Origin of the sequence: Rhizobium sp. SEMIA 4085 (assembly GCF_013004495.1) — a bacterium.
GTDB lineage: Bacteria > Pseudomonadota > Alphaproteobacteria > Rhizobiales > Rhizobiaceae > Rhizobium > Rhizobium gallicum.
On the sequence record NZ_JABEPH010000015.1, the window covers coordinates 17,599 to 32,196 of the forward strand.

Below are 14,598 nucleotides of genomic sequence, written 5' to 3' on the forward strand. Positions count from 1 at the left end.
AAGGGACCTTCGTCTTATCATCAGCATTGGCGAAACGCACGCGATAGAGAGGAAAGACCCATGTTCCGCGCAGCCCTGATTTCAGCAGCCCTGTTTGTCACCAGCTCCCTCCTTGCCGAGGCCCAACCGGCGGGCAACCGCGTTAAGGTCAACGGCATGCAGATCTATTACGAAGTGTCCGGCGTTGGCGATCCGCTGGTGGTACTGCACGGCGCCTATATGAACATCCCTTCCATGGGAGCAATTATCCCGAAGCTTGCCGAAACCCACAAGGTCTACGCCCTCGAACTTCAGGGGCACGGCCGCACCACCGACATCGACCGGCCGATCACCTATCCCAACCTGGCCGACGACGTGGCAGCCTTTATGGACGCCGTCGGCCTCAAGAAGGCCGATATATTCGGCTACTCCATGGGTGCGGCCGCCGGGCTGCAAGTTGCCATCCGCCATCCGAAAAAGGTGAACAAGCTGATCGCCGCCTCCGTCGCCTATGATGCTGAGGGCTGGCAGCCGGAGTTCACGGCCTTCATCCCGCAAATGACGGTGGAAATGTTTGTCGGCATGCCGTTTGCCGCGGACTATCGCAAGCTTGCCGCCAATCCCGACGGTTTTCCTGCCCTGGTCAAGAAGCTGATCGCGCTCGAACACGAGCCGATGGCATGGGAAGCTGACGTCAAGGCGGTGAAGACGCCGGTGCTGATCGTCACTGGCGACGCCGACGTTGCAACCCTCGAACATTCCGTTGCCATGTTCCGGCTGCTCGGCGGCGGCACTATGGGCGACATGGGCAAGCCGCTGCCGGCCTCGCGCCTCGCCGTCATGCCGGCGACGTCACACACGGCTGTCATCAACCAGTCGGAGCTGCTGCACGCCTTCATCGAGCCCTTCTTGAAGGGCGAGACGCCGAAGGGCATGTTCGACTAGGGTAGGCATCGATGCCAGTCGCAAGCTCCCCTCGAAGCAATTAGCAGCCAATCGTGAACGTGCATGTCAGCTGATGCGAAGGCCCACCATGGCAAGCCTTCGCATCCAGCCCACCGGCCGCAAGATTTTTTCGCGGTTAGTGAAACGAGGCTGAGTGAACCGCATCACAAGCCGCTGTGCCATCCGGCATGGAAAATCGACCTTATCACCGTAAAGCAAAAGGGCTGGATCAGGAGGCTTGCGCGCTGTAGGCCAGATCATCATCGGGCGTGGTCACCCCCAAGGGTCGGCGCGCAAATTCCGAGGCTGGAACGGGTCGTCCCACGTGGAATCCCTGAACATCGTCAATTCGGCATTCCCGCATCAGCTCGAGCTGTTCTTCCGTTTCGACGCCTTCGATAAGAATGCGATGCCCACGATTGCGGATGAGCCGGATTATATCGCGCAGCATGGCTCTTCCACGCGCAGTATCGCTGTCGTGAAGGAAGGATCGATCAATCTTGACGGTGTCGAAGTCGATCAGGCGAAGCCAGGAGAGACCCGCAAAGCCGGTCCCAAAGTCGTCCAGCCAAATCTTGATGCCAAGCGCTTTCAGGTCGCTAATGCAACGGATAACATCCGAATGCATTTCCAGCTCAAGCCCCTCGGTTATCTCGAACGCGATCCTTGCCCCCATCACGCCGGTCTCGGAAAGGACGGCGGCGACGCAGGAGGCAAAACCAGGTGCTCTCAACTGGATCGGCGAAACATTCACGCTCACGAGCTCGATATGATTTGCAGCCAGCAGTTCCCTGCAAACGGTGCGTAGCGCCCAATAGCCAAGTTCCATTATCGCACCGGATCGCTCCGCTACCGGAATGAAGAGGCTTGGCGGCGCTGCAGTGCCGTCAGGCATGCTCAGTCGCATGAGAGCCTCAACCGCATGCACGTTGCCACTTTCGACCTCTTGAATCGGCTGATAGACAAGGGAGACGAGCTTCTGAGCTACGGCAACCTTCAAAAGCGCAGCTATGTGCGCCGTTTCGTCACCGCTTTGAGGATCGTTCGGATCGAAAAGTTCTGCGCAATTGCGGCCGTTTGCTTTCGCCGAGTAAAGCGCGCGATCCGCTTCGTTGATGATCTTCTCAAGTTTCGAACCAGATTCTGGTCTTGTCACTGCCGCGCCAACGCTGACCGTCACCACCGGCACCCCGTCAAGACGCTGCCCGTGCGCAATTTTAAGGTCTTCGACGGTGCGACGGAGTTTTTCAGCCAGATCCGCAGCCTCCACGTCGTTCCGCAGGGCCGCGATGACGATGAATTCCTCGCCGCCGTAACGTCCAATCGTTGCCCCTATGGGCGCCACGGCGTCGTCAAGAGCCGTCGCCACGGCGATGAGGCATCTGTCCCCCTCCTGATGACCATAGAAGTCATTATACTTTTTGAAGAAATCGACATCGATCAGAAACGTGGCAAATTCGATCCCCTGCGTTTGCCATTTTTCCCAAAAGTCACGCAACTGCTGGTCGACGGCCCTTCGATTTTCCAGTCCGGTCAATGGGTCGGTATTCGACAGCCTGAGAAGTGCTTTTCCCCGCTCCGAGGCTTCCTGGTGCTGGAGATCCGCCTCATGCGCGTTAAGGAAGACGTTGAAGCGTTCCTTGTTAAGCTTCCAATTCACATAGGAGGTGAATGTGAAGCACGACAAGTAGAACGTCACGAAAGCGAGATCGTAGGAAGGTCCGGGACTGAAGACTGCAAGCGACGCAAGGAAAATCGCCAGCACCAGGCTGGATGCGATGACCGATAATGCAAAGCGAAAGCTGAAGAAGAGGTTCGCGCCCATCATGAAGATCGCGCCGAACACCATATAGTAGGACAGACTTTCAACTCTTGTCGTCAACAGTGTCGGAATGACCCATCCCGCATAGCCCAGGACCAAGGCGGCCGCGCATGTCAGATCGAGGCAGTTGGTACGAACGCCTCGCCGAAGTTGAACTTCAAGCACGAGCAAGGCTCCGAGCCCGACGATCACCCGCGCGATTATGGTGAAGATCGCCACATCGGGAACAAGCAGCAGGTCGGTCACGAAGAACATCAGATAGACCGTGACTGCCAACCAAAGGCCAGCGCGGGTCGATGTTCTGCGACGCTGATCGCCCTGTTCGAGATAGAGAGCGCGCAGATCGCAGGACTGATGAGTCTTTTCCTGCGCGATGAGCGTTGTCTCGACTTCTGCCAGCGTGTGCCTCATGCACGGTTCACCCGAACTCATCGAAATTGAAGGGTTTCCGTCCGCTTCCGCGACGTCGAAACAATTTGCTGTCATTGCAGATGGCACGGCCAAGGTTGTCGCGACGATAGTTATTGCCGATGAAGTTTTGGTTAAGACCCATGCCGGCACAAGGTTGCCGGGTCACAAATGGGTTACCGATTTTCCGCTATTGCGCCATTTATTAAACTCTAGCGCGAGACAATTTCTTTTTCTATAGTTAGCTTAATATTAACGGAAACAACACAGTGAACCGATTTCAGACAGCTCTCGACGGAGTTAGCCTCGTCACCCCTGATCTCATCGCGGGAAGTTCAAAATTATCAGACAGCGGGTATCTGCAAGAACGCTTCATTGAAGGGCGTGCAGAACTGGCCGTTTTGCTCTCCTTAAGCGAGCAGCAATTCCAAAACCGCTTGCCGGCGGCAGAAATCGTCCGCGATCTGACGACGCGGCTAAGTGACCTGAGGCAAAAACTGCCCTCCTCCGTCTGGCAGCGCCTCACGCCGATTGCTCGCGAACATCCCGTCGCTGCCCATCTTCTTGAAGATCCCCTGACCCGCTGGTCCTTCGAAAAACCTCGCGGCTACTCGGGCGACGCTCAACTTCTCGACTTTATTTATGAGCATCCGAGCATGAGCCCGGCAATCGAGCAGGCTTCCGCTCTGGGGCGGGATGTTTATGCATACACAAAGCAAGCTTCGTCATCTGTCGCTGTGCGCGAAAGGCGGAACCTTCTGACCGCAAAGGTGGACGCCATCGCATCTGCCCGGCCGGGCGACACCGAGATCCTGACGATCGCCGCTGGACATCTGAGGGAAGCGGACCAGTCGAAAGCGTTGCAAGACGGCGCGATCAGTCGATGGGTGGCGCTCGACCAAGACCCGCTCAGTGTCGGATCAGTGGCGCGTGACTTTGCCGGAAGTCCGGTCGAGGCCATCAATGGCTCCGTGCGCACGCTCTTGTCACGTTCTCAGCAACTGGGCCGTTTTGACTTTATCTACGCGGCCGGCCTCTACGACTACCTTGCGCACAATGTGGCAGTGAAGCTTACCGAACGTTGTCTGCAGATGCTCAAGCCCGGCGGCCAATTTCTGTTCGCCAACTTCGCGCGCGACATACACGTCGAGGGATATATGGAAACGTTCATGAATTGGGCTCTTCTATGGCGCTCTGAATCGGAGATGTGGTCGATTATAGGGGGCCTTCCAAATCAGGATCGGTTTGACGCAAAGGTGGAGTTCGGCGAAAACAGAAACGTCCTCTACGCGATCCTGCAGACCTGAAGTTCGAGGCTGATACAGGGCGCCTGAGACATAGATCGCCTCGACCGCCGCTCCCGGAACGGCGGTCGTGAAGAGCCAGCAACAGCGCCTTTGCGCGGCGCTTGAACCATCTCTGCAGGTTCAAACCGCAAGGACCGCGGCGCAATCGCCCGGTTTTATCAGTCCCGGAAAATGCCGTGCAGCGAGGATGCCCGTCATTTTTGAGCAGAGCTCGACCGGAAGACCACCGGTTCTTCCGACCGGATGGATGCGAGCGACAACCTCACCCTTTCTCACGGCCCCGCCGAGGTCGACTGCAAATTCGACGAGCCCGGCGTCCTCTGCGAAGAGGAAGCAGTCTCCATCCGGCATGTCGAGCCACTGGGTGGGCTGCTCGTCGACAACACCCTCAACGATGCCGGCATGCGTTAGAACGTTCATTACCCCGCGTTTGGCAATAGCGGCGCTTTTCGCCGTCGCGGTCCCGCCGCCGCCGAGCTCGGTGGTGATGAAGATTTTGCCCATCTCCTCGGCGGCCGTGTCGTACATGCCGACGGCGTCGATCTCCAGCATCTTCATCGAGTAGGGCGCGCCGAACGCCTGAACGAACTCGAAACCCTTTGCCTCCTGTTTCTTGTCTGGAAGAATGTGGGCAGCGCAGAAGGGCAGAAAATCGAGTGTCCTGCCGCCCGAATGGAAGTCGAGCACGATATCGGCAAGCGGCAGGAGGATCCGCTGGAAGTAATCGGCGATTTTCTGAGTGACCGTGCCGTCCGGCCTGCCCGGAAAGCTGCGGTTCATATTGCCCTTGTCGATCGGCGAGGTTCTGGTCTGCGACAGGAACGCCGGGTAGTTCATGGCGGGCACGATGATGACGCGGCCTTTGACCTCTTCTGCCCGAAGCGTGCGGGCAAGATCGAAGAGTGCGATCGGCCCTTCATACTCATCGCCGTGATTGCCGCCTGTCAAAAGAGCGGTCGGACCGCGGCCGTTTTTCATGACGGTGACCGGGATCATGACCGATCCCCATGCCGAATCATCGCGGCTGTAGGGCAGCCGCAAGAAACCATGTTGAACGCCGTCCGCCTCGAAATCGACCGTCGCACTGATCGGCGATGGGCGCATTATTGTATCGCTCATCATCCTATCAGTCCTTGACCATCAACTTTCGCGGCACATTGGCGAGGCACTCGACGCCAGTCTTCGTGATCAGAATGCTTTCGGTCGTCTCGAAGCCCATGTCTTCGAGCCAGAGACCTGTCATGAAATGGAAGGTCATGCCGGGTTTCAATTCCGTCTTGTCGCCGGGACGCAGGCTCATGGTCCGCTCGCCCCAATCCGGCGGATAGGAAAGCCCGATCGGATAACCGGTGCGATTGTCCTTCACGATCCCGTATTTTTTCAGGACCGCAAAGAAGGCATTGGCGATGTCTTCGCAGGTATTGCCGGGCTTTGCGACTGCAAGGCCGGCTTCCATGCCTTCGAGCGTTGCTTTTTCCGCATCGAGAAAAGCCTGCGTCGGCTTGCCGAGGAAAACGGTGCGCGAAAGCGGCAGATGGTAGCGATTATAGCAGCCGGCGATCTCGAAGAAGGTTCCCTCGCCCCGTTTCAACGGCCGGTCATCCCAGGTGAGATGCGGGGCAGAGGCCTCCACGCCCGACGGCAGCAAAGGCACGATGGCCGGGTAATCCCCGCCGATCCCGTCGACGCCCCTTGTCCCTGCATCATAGATCTCTGCGACGAGATCGCATTTGCGCATGCCGACTTCGATCTTGTCGAAGATGCGCTGATGCATGGCTTCGACAATGCGGGCGGCATTGCGCATATATTTGACTTCCGTCTCGCTCTTGACGGCGCGCTGCCAGTTGACGAGCGCCGTCGCGTCGACGAAACGGGCATTCGGCAGATGCTTCTGCAGCGAAGCGAAGGCTGCCGCCGAAAACCAGTAATTGTCCATCTCGACGCCGATCGAAATCTTACTGAGGCCGCGGTCCGTCAAAGTGCCGGAGAGGTAATCCATCGGGTGCCGCTCGGTCGACTGCACGTAGTGATCGGGATAGCCGATGATGTTTTCGTGTTTCAGGTAGGCGGTGAGCTTCGCGCCATTGGCGTCCTGCCCGCGGCCGAACCAGATCGGTTCGCCCGACGGCGGCACGATCACTGCCTGATGCACATAGAAGGACCAGCCGTCATAGCCGGTCAGCCAGGCCATGTTCGATGGATCGCTGACGATCAACAATTCGATGCCCTTGGCTTCCATCGCCTTTCGGGTCTTGTCGAGGCGGGCACTGTATTCCTCGCGCGAAAATTTGAGTTTAGGCTCACTCATGGTCTTTTCTCCCTTGTCCGGTGCCGCACCGGTCAGCTTTCGAATATGGTTCCGGCCTTGGCGGCGTTGGCTCGCGCAAAGGCAAGCGTGGCGATGGCGGTGTCCTGGATGCCGGTGCCGGTCAGGTCTGCGATCGTGATTTGCGTGGCGTCCGAACGGCCCCGACGTTGACCGGATACGATCTGTCCGAGCTCCGGAAATGCCGCGTCGGCGGCAACCGTGCCTGTTGCGATCGCGTGGTGAAGTTCGCCCAGACGGCGCGTCTGCTTCAGGCTGTCGGCGACATAGAGCCAGGCTTTGGCGATTGCGACGGGGTCAATCTCGTTCTTGTGTTCCGCATCAGAACCCATGGCCGTCACATGCTGGCCGGCCTCCAACCATTCGGCTTTCAGGATCGGCGTTTCAGAAGGTGTGGTCGTGACGATGACGTCGGCGCCAGCGACCGCATTCTTCGGGTCCGCCACCGCGGTGACGGCTACCCCAAGCGCCTTCGTAAGCTGAACGGCAACCCCTTGCGCCTTGGCAAAATCGCGCGCCCAGATCCGCGCCTCGCGGATCGGCCGTACCAGCATCAGCGCCTCGAGCTGCAGTTTCGCCTGCATACCGGCCCCGAAGATCGCCGCGACCTTCGAATTGTCGCGAGACAGATGCTTTGCTGCGACCGCTCCTGCAGCCGCGGTTCTCACATCGGTGAGGTAGCCGTTGTCGAGGAGCAGCGCTTGAACAAGGCCGGTTCTGCTGGAAAGCAGCACCATCATCCCGTTCGTGCTCGCAAGCCCGATTTTGGGATTGTCGAAGAAGCCGGGACTTATCTTGATGGCGAAGCTTTCGATGCCTGGAACATAGGCCGTCTTCACATCGACTTCGCCACGATGTTCCGGAACGTCGAGCCTCAGGATCGGGGGCATGGAGACAGCTTTCGTCGCCAGCGCTTTAAAGGCGTCTTCGACGCAGGCGACCGCGTCAAGGTCGAGGCCGATGATCTTCCGGAGATCTGATTCCGTCAGAATGACCATGGAGCTCATGCCACATCCTTTCTGATAGGCGCGGTCGCGCCGTTGATCACGCTTCGATGCTGCTCCATGTCGACATTGCGGCCTGACAGGATCGCAACCACCGGCCCGGTGATCTCGATCTTGCCGGCAAGCAGCGCCGCAACCCCGACAGCACCCGCTCCCTCGATCACCTCGCCTTCCATTGAATAGGCGTGACGCATGCCTGCGGCGATCTCCGGCTCGCTCAGAAGAACGACGTCATCAAGCAGGTCGCGGCACATCGAGAAAGTGAGTTGGTTGTCGAGGCCGATGCCGCCACCTAGGGAATCGGCAAAGCTCTCCTCTTCCTGGACCTCCACCGGACGCCCTGCCTCAAGGCTTGCCTTCATGGCGGCACCCCGCTCCATGGTGAGGCCGATGATGCCAACGTCCGGATTGATCGCTTTAAGCGCGGCTGCGACACCAGACGCGAGACCGCCGCCCGACAGCGGCACGAGGACCGTTGCGGCCTCGGGGCAATCCTTGAAGACTTCCAGCCCGAGTGACCCCTGCCCCGCAATCACCCTGGCGTCATCAAAGGGTGGGACCGCGACCAGCCCATCGTCTTGTACAAGACGGTCGACCTCCAACTGGGCGTCGTCTTGCGAGCGCCCGATGATTCGGACATTTGCGCCGAGCCGGCGGATCTCGGCCACTTTGTTTTCGGGAACCAGCCGCGACATGCAGATCGTCGCCGTGGAACCCGCCGCCCTCGCGGCATAGGCAAGCGCGCGCCCGTGATTGCCGGTCGAGGCGGCAACGACGCCGCGCGCCTTCTCCTCTGCCTTAAGTGAGAGCACGGCATTGGTGGCGCCGCGCAGCTTGAAACTGCCGGTAATCTGCTGGTGTTCGAGCTTCAGGTAGACGGCTGTGCCCACACGTTCGCTGAGCGCCTCCGACCTTATGATCGGGGTTTTTCGGACCTGGTTGGAGATGCGCTCGGACGCAAGAATGATGTCCCGGAGGGTGACTGGCAAAGACGTGGTCATGTCATCAATATTCCGGATAAGGCATCGTCATGAGACGGGCGACCTGCGGCCAGGCTTGATCCTCGCCGCAAAGCCTCAGGCAGGCCCAGGCAGTCGCCAGATTGCTGCTGACCACCGGCTTGCCGCTCTTCCGTTCGATCCTGCCTGCGACCTGGGCGGCACGCAGCGCCGTACAGGAGATGAACAGGGCATCGGAGGCTGGCGCAGTGGCGTCAAGTGCAAGCGCCGCGATCTCGTCCGGCGCAATGCGCGCCATCTCGCGGTCGTCGGTGAACCCAAGGCAGGTGAATCGGTCTATTTCGAAGCCGAGCTCTGCAAAATAGTCCGCCATCGGCCTGCTTGTTTCGACGGTGTAGGGCGTCAGGACCGATATTCTTTTTGCGCCGAAGGCGCGCAGGGCGTCGACCGCTGCCGCCGTTGGCGTGACGACCGGCACGCCGGGCTTTGCAGCAGCGATTGCAGCCTCGACCCTGGCATCACCGATGACGACCGATGCCGACGTGCATGAATAGATGATCGCATCGAGCGGTTCGCCTGGCAGGATGAGACCTGCTCCTGCCGTCAGCGAAGGCTGCATATTCAGGAGGTTTTCCGGCGTCGTCGGATTGGCGTAATGGATGCGGCTCACATAGACGCCGATGCGATTGCTCGCGACCATCCGCTGGAAGTCAACTTCCGTCGTATGGTCGGTTGCAAGGATCACAAGGCCCACGCGCTTTTCCAAGGGGCGCTCGTCCAGCCGCGGACGGCGGCTTGCCATCTGGATATCGATCATTGTCATCTCAGTCTTCCGTCCGAGCGTAACGCTCTTCGAGCCAGCGCAGCCCGATCACCGAGATCAGGCTGATCGCTAGGAAAAAGATACCGACCAGCGTCATCGGCTCGATATAGCGGTAGTTGCTGTTGGCGATGCTCTTGGCCTGGTTCATCAGTTCGAGCACCGTGATTGCCGAAAGCAGCGGCGTCTCCTTGAACATCGCGATGAAATAATTGGCGAGTGCCGGGATCATCGGAGGGATCGCCTGCGGCAGGATGATATGGATCCATGCCTGGCGGGTCGTGAGGTTCGTAGCCTTTGCCGCTTCCCACTGCCCACGCGGCACATTCTCGATGCCGGCGCGGTAGACTTCGGCGGTATAGGTCGCATAATGGAGGCCAAGGCCGATGACGCCGGCGACGAGGGGCGCAAGTCTGATGCCGATATCCGGCAGCACGTAGAAGATGAAGTAGAGCTGCACCAAAAGCGGCGTGCCGCGGATGAATTCGGAGAAGAAGCCGACGCCGCGCGATACCGCGGTGATCGGCGAACGCCGCAAAAGCGCGATCGCAAGGCCCAGGATGGCCGCAACCGCCGCACCGAGTACCGTCGCAAGGATGGTGATCTTGAAGCCTTCGATGAGCGTCGGCATGATCTGCCAGACGAAATCCCAGTCCCATTCCATCGATCTAGATCCTCATTCCGTCGAGACCGCGGCTCATGCGCCGCTCAAGCCAGCGCATCGCAGTCGAAATTGCCCAGGCCATCAGGAAGTAGAGAACGAGAATGGTCGCAAACGGTATCAGCGTATTGCCCGTCTGTGCCCGCACGACCTGCGCCTGGAACGTCAGATCCGTCAGCGAGATCAGCGAGACGACGGCGGTTCCTTTCAGAAGTTCGATCGCATTGTTGCAGAAGGTCGGCAGCATCAAGGGCAGCGCCTGCGGCAGGATGATGTAGCGCATGCGCTGGTAGCGCGACAGGTTGAGCGCGATGCAGGCTTCGCTCTGTTCGCGCCCGATCGCCTTGACGGCACCGCGAACGACTTCTGCCGCATAGGCGCCGACATTCAGTCCGAGAGCAAGAACGCCTGCCTGGAGCGGTGTCAGGGTGAGCCCGGCAAAGGGCAGCACGAAATAGACCCAGAAAAGCTGCACGAAGATCGAGGTGCCGCGAAAGAACTCGATATAGACTGTTGCAAGCGCCCGCACGGCGAAGAAGCGCGACAGCCGCGCAAGCCCAGCAACGAATGCCATGACAAGCGCCAATGCCGATCCCATGAGCGTGAGCTTAATGGTGACGAGCGCACCTTCCAGGATCAATGTGAGGTAGCCGGACCATACCGACATCTGGACGGGTCCCTTTCAGGAAATTGAGGAACCGGCTCCGCTCGTTGACGGAGCCGGACGTCCGCAGGCTTACTTTGCTGCGCAGAGCTTTTCGCGGCTGGTCGACATTGCGGCCGCGGCCGAGAAGCCGTAGGGCTCGATGATCTTTGCGAACTCGCCCGATTCCTTCATCTTCTTGAGCTCGACGTCATAGGCGTCGCGAAGGGCAACGTCCTGTTTGCGGAAGGCCGCACCATCGCAATAGACGGGCGCGCCCAAGACCGGTGCAACCGTCTCAAGGTTAGCATCATTGGCCTTGGCCATCAGATCGTGGATCGACAAAACCGGCAGGGAGTAGGCGTCGATGCGCCCATCCTGCAGCATCTTGATGCCGCTCTGGCCGTCCGGAACGACGATGACGCGATCGCGCGGCACGCCGGCCTCAAGCGCGAGCTTTTCTTCCGTGCCGCCGCCGGGTGCGCCGATCTTGGCATCCGCATTGTCGGCGATATCCTTATAGCTCTTGAGCTTCAGCGGGTTGCCCTTCTTGACGGCGAAGGCCTCCGCGTCGCAGAGCATCGGCTCCGAATAGGCGACAGCAGCACAACGCTCGGGCTTCATGAAGAGGCCGGCGGTGATCGCATCGTGGCGGCCAGCCTGCAGGCCCGGGATCATCGCGCCATATTCGGAAATCGAGGCGACGACTTCCTTGACGCCGAGGCGTTCGAAGATCACCCGTGCAACGTCGGGTGCAGCGCCCGACACCTTTCCGTCCGCGCCGACCGAGGTGAACGGCGGCTCGTTTGCGATGGCGATGCGGGCAAAGCCCTGCTCTTTCAGCTCTTCGAGATCGACGGCCTGTGCTGGCCCAATTGCTGCCGAAAGAAGTGCGGACAATGCGGCTGCACCTAGAAGAATTGTCTTTTTCATGTTCCCTGCTCCTGGTTTTCCTTGGATTATTGCTTGAGGCTGCATAGCGGTCAGATGCGATGTCCGGCCGCGATGATCTTGCGCAGGAAGGTTTGCGTCCGCTCCTGCGTCGGATTTCGGAAAATGTCGTTGGGACTGCCTTCCTCGACGATCTTGCCGCGGTCGAAAAAGAGCACGCGATCGGCAAAATCGTGGGCGAAGCCCATTTCGTGCGTGACGAGTAGCATCGTCATGTCGGTTTCCGACGCGAGGTGCTTCATGACGCTCAAGACCTCCTCGACGAGTTCGGGATCAAGCGCCGATGTCACCTCGTCGAAGAGCATGATCTTCGGTGACAACGCCAGCGCCCTGGCGATTGCGACACGCTGCTTCTGGCCGCCGGACAATTGGGCAGGAACGCTCTTGGCCTTGTCAGCCATGCCGACCATGTCCAGGAGTTCCATCGCCCGCTTTTGCGCATCCGCGCGCTTGATGCCTTTCGTCAGCATCGGCGCAAGCGTCACGTTGTCGAGGACACATTTGTGGGGAAACAGATTGAAGTGCTGGAAGACCATGCCGATCTTCTCACGCATGCGATGCAAGTGGCGCTCGTCTGCCGGGACAAGCTCCTTGCCGCGCGGCATGTGATAGAGCTGCTCGCCGTCGATCTCGATATGACCGCCGCTAATCGATTCAAGCGTCATCAGGATGCGCAGGATGGTCGTCTTTCCCGATCCGGACGGCCCGATCAGAGCCAGCTTCTCGCCCGGCATGACATTCATCGACAAGCCGTCGAGCACGGTCAGTGGACCGTACTTCTTGACGATGTTGTCGATGCGGATGATCGGCGCCGTCATTCATCTCTCCCTGTTGAGACAGGCAATGCACTAACGATGACGGCCGATCCAAATCATGTCAATTCGCAAAATAATATCATGACAATTATTCTGACGCTGCTCATTTCGCGAGCAGTAGCGTCAAATCGCAAGCAGCAGCGCCTCGGGATTTCCTTGCGCCAGAGATGCGACGACCCCAAGGCCGGTGCGCAATTCGTTTTCCGTGGTCGAGCCGAGTGAGATGCGCACGGCGGGCGTCCACCCCTGGTCGGCGGTCCTGAAAGAGGTGCCGGGCGCAATCGCGACGCCGCGCAGGCGGGCCTGCGACACGAAGGTTTCCTCCTGATGGGCCCCCGAAAGCGGCAGCCAGACGTGTAGGCTTTGGGGATGGGCGCGATAGGCAAGGCCCGTCAGCGTTTCTGCGGCGATCGCGTGTCGGCTCTTCAGCGCCTCGCGCTGCCACCTGACAAGCTCCAGCGCCGTGCCGTCGCTTACCCAGCGGGTGGCGATTTCGGCAATCGCCGGCGTCGCCATCCAGCTCGAAACGAGATGGCGGTTGGCAACGGCGGCGACGTAGCGGTCCGGCGCTGCGAGATAGCCGATGCGCAAGCCCGGTACGGTGATCTTCGTGAAGCTCGTGACATAGAGCGTGCGCTCCGGCGCAAAAGCGGCAATCGGCGGCGCGCGATCCTCCACCAGCGGACCCAGGATGTCGTTTTCGATGATCGCGATGTCGTGGCGCGCGGCGACATCGGCAAGCTGCTGCCGGCGCTTGGCGCTCATCAGGGCCGCCATCGGGTTGATGACGGACGGCTGCAGAAAGACCGCGCGAATCGGCCCCTTGCGGCAAGCCTCGTCGAGTGCTTCGGGGATCATGCCCTCCTCGTCAATGGCCAAACCTTCCAGATGAAGGCCGAGATAGGTGGAGAGCGGCACGAGTGTATGGTGGCTGATTGCTTCGGTCGCAACGGTGGAGCCAGGCGGGGCAACGCTCATCAGCGCGACGGTCATGCCGGAGGTCGCACCATTCGTCAGGCAGATATTCAGCGGAGAAACGTCCAGACCGCAGCGCGACAGCCAGTCCGCGGCAATGGCGCGGTGACGCGGAAAGACCATGTTCGGTCTGAAAGACAGGGCCGAACTTGATGGAAGATTCTCCGACAGCCAGGCGAAGGCTTGGCGCATTTTTTCAAGATGGAGCTGCTCGCAGACCGGCTTGAGGATCGAAAGGTCGATCACCTCCCCGAGCCGCTCGGGCAGGTAGGGCGGTTCGGGCTCGCGCGGCTGCGTCTGCACGAAGCTGCCGCGACCGATCTCCCCCGCTATCAGCCCGCGTCGGATCAATTCGTCGTAGGCCCGGCTCACCGTCTGCACGGAAAGCTGCAGGTCGTCGGCCATCTTTCGATGCGGCGGCAGCCGGTCACCGTCCGAAAGCTTTCCGTCGGCAATCGCGCGGGCAATCTGCTCGGCAAGCGAAAGATAAGCCGGCCGTCGAAGCTGGGAGGGATCGGGGCGCCAATTTGTCATGATATAAACACTGGTGAAAATCAGTTCAATTGACAATGGCAAAATGCGCTCCCATTGTCTTTTCCTCACCTTTGGAATGATTTGCGCAGCCGGGAATGCCATGAAACTCGACGCCATCGATCTGCGTATCCTCGACGCCATTCAGCGTGACGGACGCATCACCAAGCTGGCGCTTGCCGAAAAGGCCGGCCTGTCGCCGACACCTTGCTGGATGCGGCTTAGAAAACTGGAAAAGGCAGGCATCGTTACCGGCTACCATGCCCGCGTCGCGCTTCGCCGGATCGCCCCAGTTGCGAGCGTCATGGTGGAAGTGGCGCTCGCCAATCATCGCCAGAGCGACTTCGAGCGCTTCGAACGCGTGATTGCGACCATTCCGGAAGTCATCGGCTGCTGGTCGGTCGGCGGGGGGATCGACTATTTCCTGAAGATTGCAGAACCCGACATAGACG

Annotated in this window: 14 protein-coding genes; 3 read left to right on the top strand and 11 right to left on the bottom strand. The window is 59.7% G+C overall.

Annotated elements, in window-relative coordinates:
• Positions 1-60 precede the first annotated feature (60 nt).
• The gene (locus tag C9413_RS03205) at positions 61-924 is read left to right on the top strand and encodes an alpha/beta hydrolase (RefSeq protein ID WP_040116231.1); all 864 of its coding nucleotides are present in this window, start codon (positions 61-63) and stop codon (positions 922-924) included.
• A gap of 229 nt (positions 925-1,153) precedes the next feature.
• Here C9413_RS03205 and C9413_RS03210 read toward each other — a convergent pair whose 3' ends face one another.
• Positions 1,154-3,157: an EAL domain-containing protein gene (locus C9413_RS03210; protein ID WP_063856030.1), complete on the bottom strand. Its 2,004-nt coding sequence runs from the start codon at positions 3,155-3,157 to the stop codon at positions 1,154-1,156.
• A gap of 266 nt (positions 3,158-3,423) precedes the next feature.
• Between C9413_RS03210 and C9413_RS03215 the strand changes: the two genes are divergently transcribed.
• Positions 3,424-4,461 carry a class I SAM-dependent methyltransferase gene (locus C9413_RS03215; RefSeq protein ID WP_040116232.1) on the top strand — a complete coding sequence of 346 codons (1,038 nt, stop codon included), beginning with the start codon at positions 3,424-3,426 and terminating at the stop codon, positions 4,459-4,461.
• 120 nt (positions 4,462-4,581) lie between these two features.
• Here C9413_RS03215 and doeB read toward each other — a convergent pair whose 3' ends face one another.
• The 10 genes from doeB to C9413_RS03265 form a co-directional block, all read right to left on the bottom strand.
• Positions 4,582-5,580, bottom strand: a complete 999-nt coding sequence (gene doeB / locus C9413_RS03220; RefSeq protein WP_040116717.1) for a N(2)-acetyl-L-2,4-diaminobutanoate deacetylase DoeB — start codon at positions 5,578-5,580, stop codon at positions 4,582-4,584.
• A gap of 7 nt (positions 5,581-5,587) precedes the next feature.
• Entirely contained in the window at positions 5,588-6,769 is a 1,182-nt protein-coding gene (doeA, locus tag C9413_RS03225; RefSeq protein ID WP_040116233.1) for an ectoine hydrolase DoeA, read from the bottom strand.
• Positions 6,770-6,801: 32 nt separating this feature from the next.
• The gene (eutC, locus tag C9413_RS03230; protein WP_040116234.1) at positions 6,802-7,794 is read right to left on the bottom strand and encodes an ectoine utilization protein EutC; all 993 of its coding nucleotides are present in this window, start codon (positions 7,792-7,794) and stop codon (positions 6,802-6,804) included.
• Positions 7,791-8,792 carry a hydroxyectoine utilization dehydratase EutB gene (gene eutB / locus C9413_RS03235; protein ID WP_040116235.1) on the bottom strand — a complete coding sequence of 334 codons (1,002 nt, stop codon included), beginning with the start codon at positions 8,790-8,792 and terminating at the stop codon, positions 7,791-7,793. Before eutB ends, eutC begins: the two co-directional genes overlap by 4 nt.
• 4 nt (positions 8,793-8,796) lie before the next feature.
• Complete coding sequence (gene eutA / locus C9413_RS03240) at positions 8,797-9,573, bottom strand: ectoine utilization protein EutA (RefSeq protein WP_170250180.1); 777 nt, start codon at positions 9,571-9,573, stop codon at positions 8,797-8,799.
• 1 nt (position 9,574) lies between these two features.
• Positions 9,575-10,234 (bottom strand): ectoine/hydroxyectoine ABC transporter permease subunit EhuD, encoded by a 660-nt coding sequence (gene ehuD / locus C9413_RS03245; RefSeq protein WP_040116237.1) that lies wholly within the window; start codon positions 10,232-10,234, stop codon positions 9,575-9,577.
• Between the two features lie 4 nt (positions 10,235-10,238).
• Positions 10,239-10,898, bottom strand: a complete 660-nt coding sequence (gene ehuC / locus C9413_RS03250) for an ectoine/hydroxyectoine ABC transporter permease subunit EhuC (protein ID WP_040116238.1) — start codon at positions 10,896-10,898, stop codon at positions 10,239-10,241.
• A gap of 69 nt (positions 10,899-10,967) precedes the next feature.
• Complete coding sequence (gene ehuB, locus C9413_RS03255) at positions 10,968-11,807, bottom strand: ectoine/hydroxyectoine ABC transporter substrate-binding protein EhuB (RefSeq protein WP_040116239.1); 840 nt, start codon at positions 11,805-11,807, stop codon at positions 10,968-10,970.
• Positions 11,808-11,857: 50 nt separating this feature from the next.
• Positions 11,858-12,643: an ectoine/hydroxyectoine ABC transporter ATP-binding protein EhuA gene (gene ehuA / locus C9413_RS03260; RefSeq protein ID WP_040116240.1), complete on the bottom strand. Its 786-nt coding sequence runs from the start codon at positions 12,641-12,643 to the stop codon at positions 11,858-11,860.
• A 120-nt stretch (positions 12,644-12,763) separates the two neighbouring features.
• The gene (locus C9413_RS03265; protein ID WP_052451941.1) at positions 12,764-14,149 is read right to left on the bottom strand and encodes a PLP-dependent aminotransferase family protein; all 1,386 of its coding nucleotides are present in this window, start codon (positions 14,147-14,149) and stop codon (positions 12,764-12,766) included.
• 100 nt (positions 14,150-14,249) lie between these two features.
• On the opposite strand from C9413_RS03265, the gene C9413_RS03270 reads away from it, so the two are divergent.
• Positions 14,250-14,598, top strand: a 349-nt coding sequence (locus C9413_RS03270; protein ID WP_170250181.1) for an Lrp/AsnC family transcriptional regulator, incomplete at its 3' end; no start/stop codon positions are given.

Coding starts and splice junctions, on each gene's coding strand:
- C9413_RS03205 (WP_040116231.1), top strand. CDS start 61: ATGTTCCGCGCAGCCCTGATTTCAGCAGCCCTGTTTGTCACCAGCTCC.
- ehuD (WP_040116237.1), bottom strand. CDS start 10,234: ATGGAATGGGACTGGGATTTCGTCTGGCAGATCATGCCGACGCTCATC.
- doeA (WP_040116233.1), bottom strand. CDS start 6,769: ATGAGTGAGCCTAAACTCAAATTTTCGCGCGAGGAATACAGTGCCCGC.
- ehuB (WP_040116239.1), bottom strand. CDS start 11,807: ATGAAAAAGACAATTCTTCTAGGTGCAGCCGCATTGTCCGCACTTCTT.
- C9413_RS03265 (WP_052451941.1), bottom strand. CDS start 14,149: ATGACAAATTGGCGCCCCGATCCCTCCCAGCTTCGACGGCCGGCTTAT.
- doeB (WP_040116717.1), bottom strand. CDS start 5,580: ATGAGCGATACAATAATGCGCCCATCGCCGATCAGTGCGACGGTCGAT.
- C9413_RS03210 (WP_063856030.1), bottom strand. CDS start 3,157: ATGAGGCACACGCTGGCAGAAGTCGAGACAACGCTCATCGCGCAGGAA.
- ehuA (WP_040116240.1), bottom strand. CDS start 12,643: ATGACGGCGCCGATCATCCGCATCGACAACATCGTCAAGAAGTACGGT.
- ehuC (WP_040116238.1), bottom strand. CDS start 10,898: ATGTCGGTATGGTCCGGCTACCTCACATTGATCCTGGAAGGTGCGCTC.
- eutB (WP_040116235.1), bottom strand. CDS start 8,792: ATGACCACGTCTTTGCCAGTCACCCTCCGGGACATCATTCTTGCGTCC.
- eutC (WP_040116234.1), bottom strand. CDS start 7,794: ATGAGCTCCATGGTCATTCTGACGGAATCAGATCTCCGGAAGATCATC.
- eutA (WP_170250180.1), bottom strand. CDS start 9,573: ATGACAATGATCGATATCCAGATGGCAAGCCGCCGTCCGCGGCTGGAC.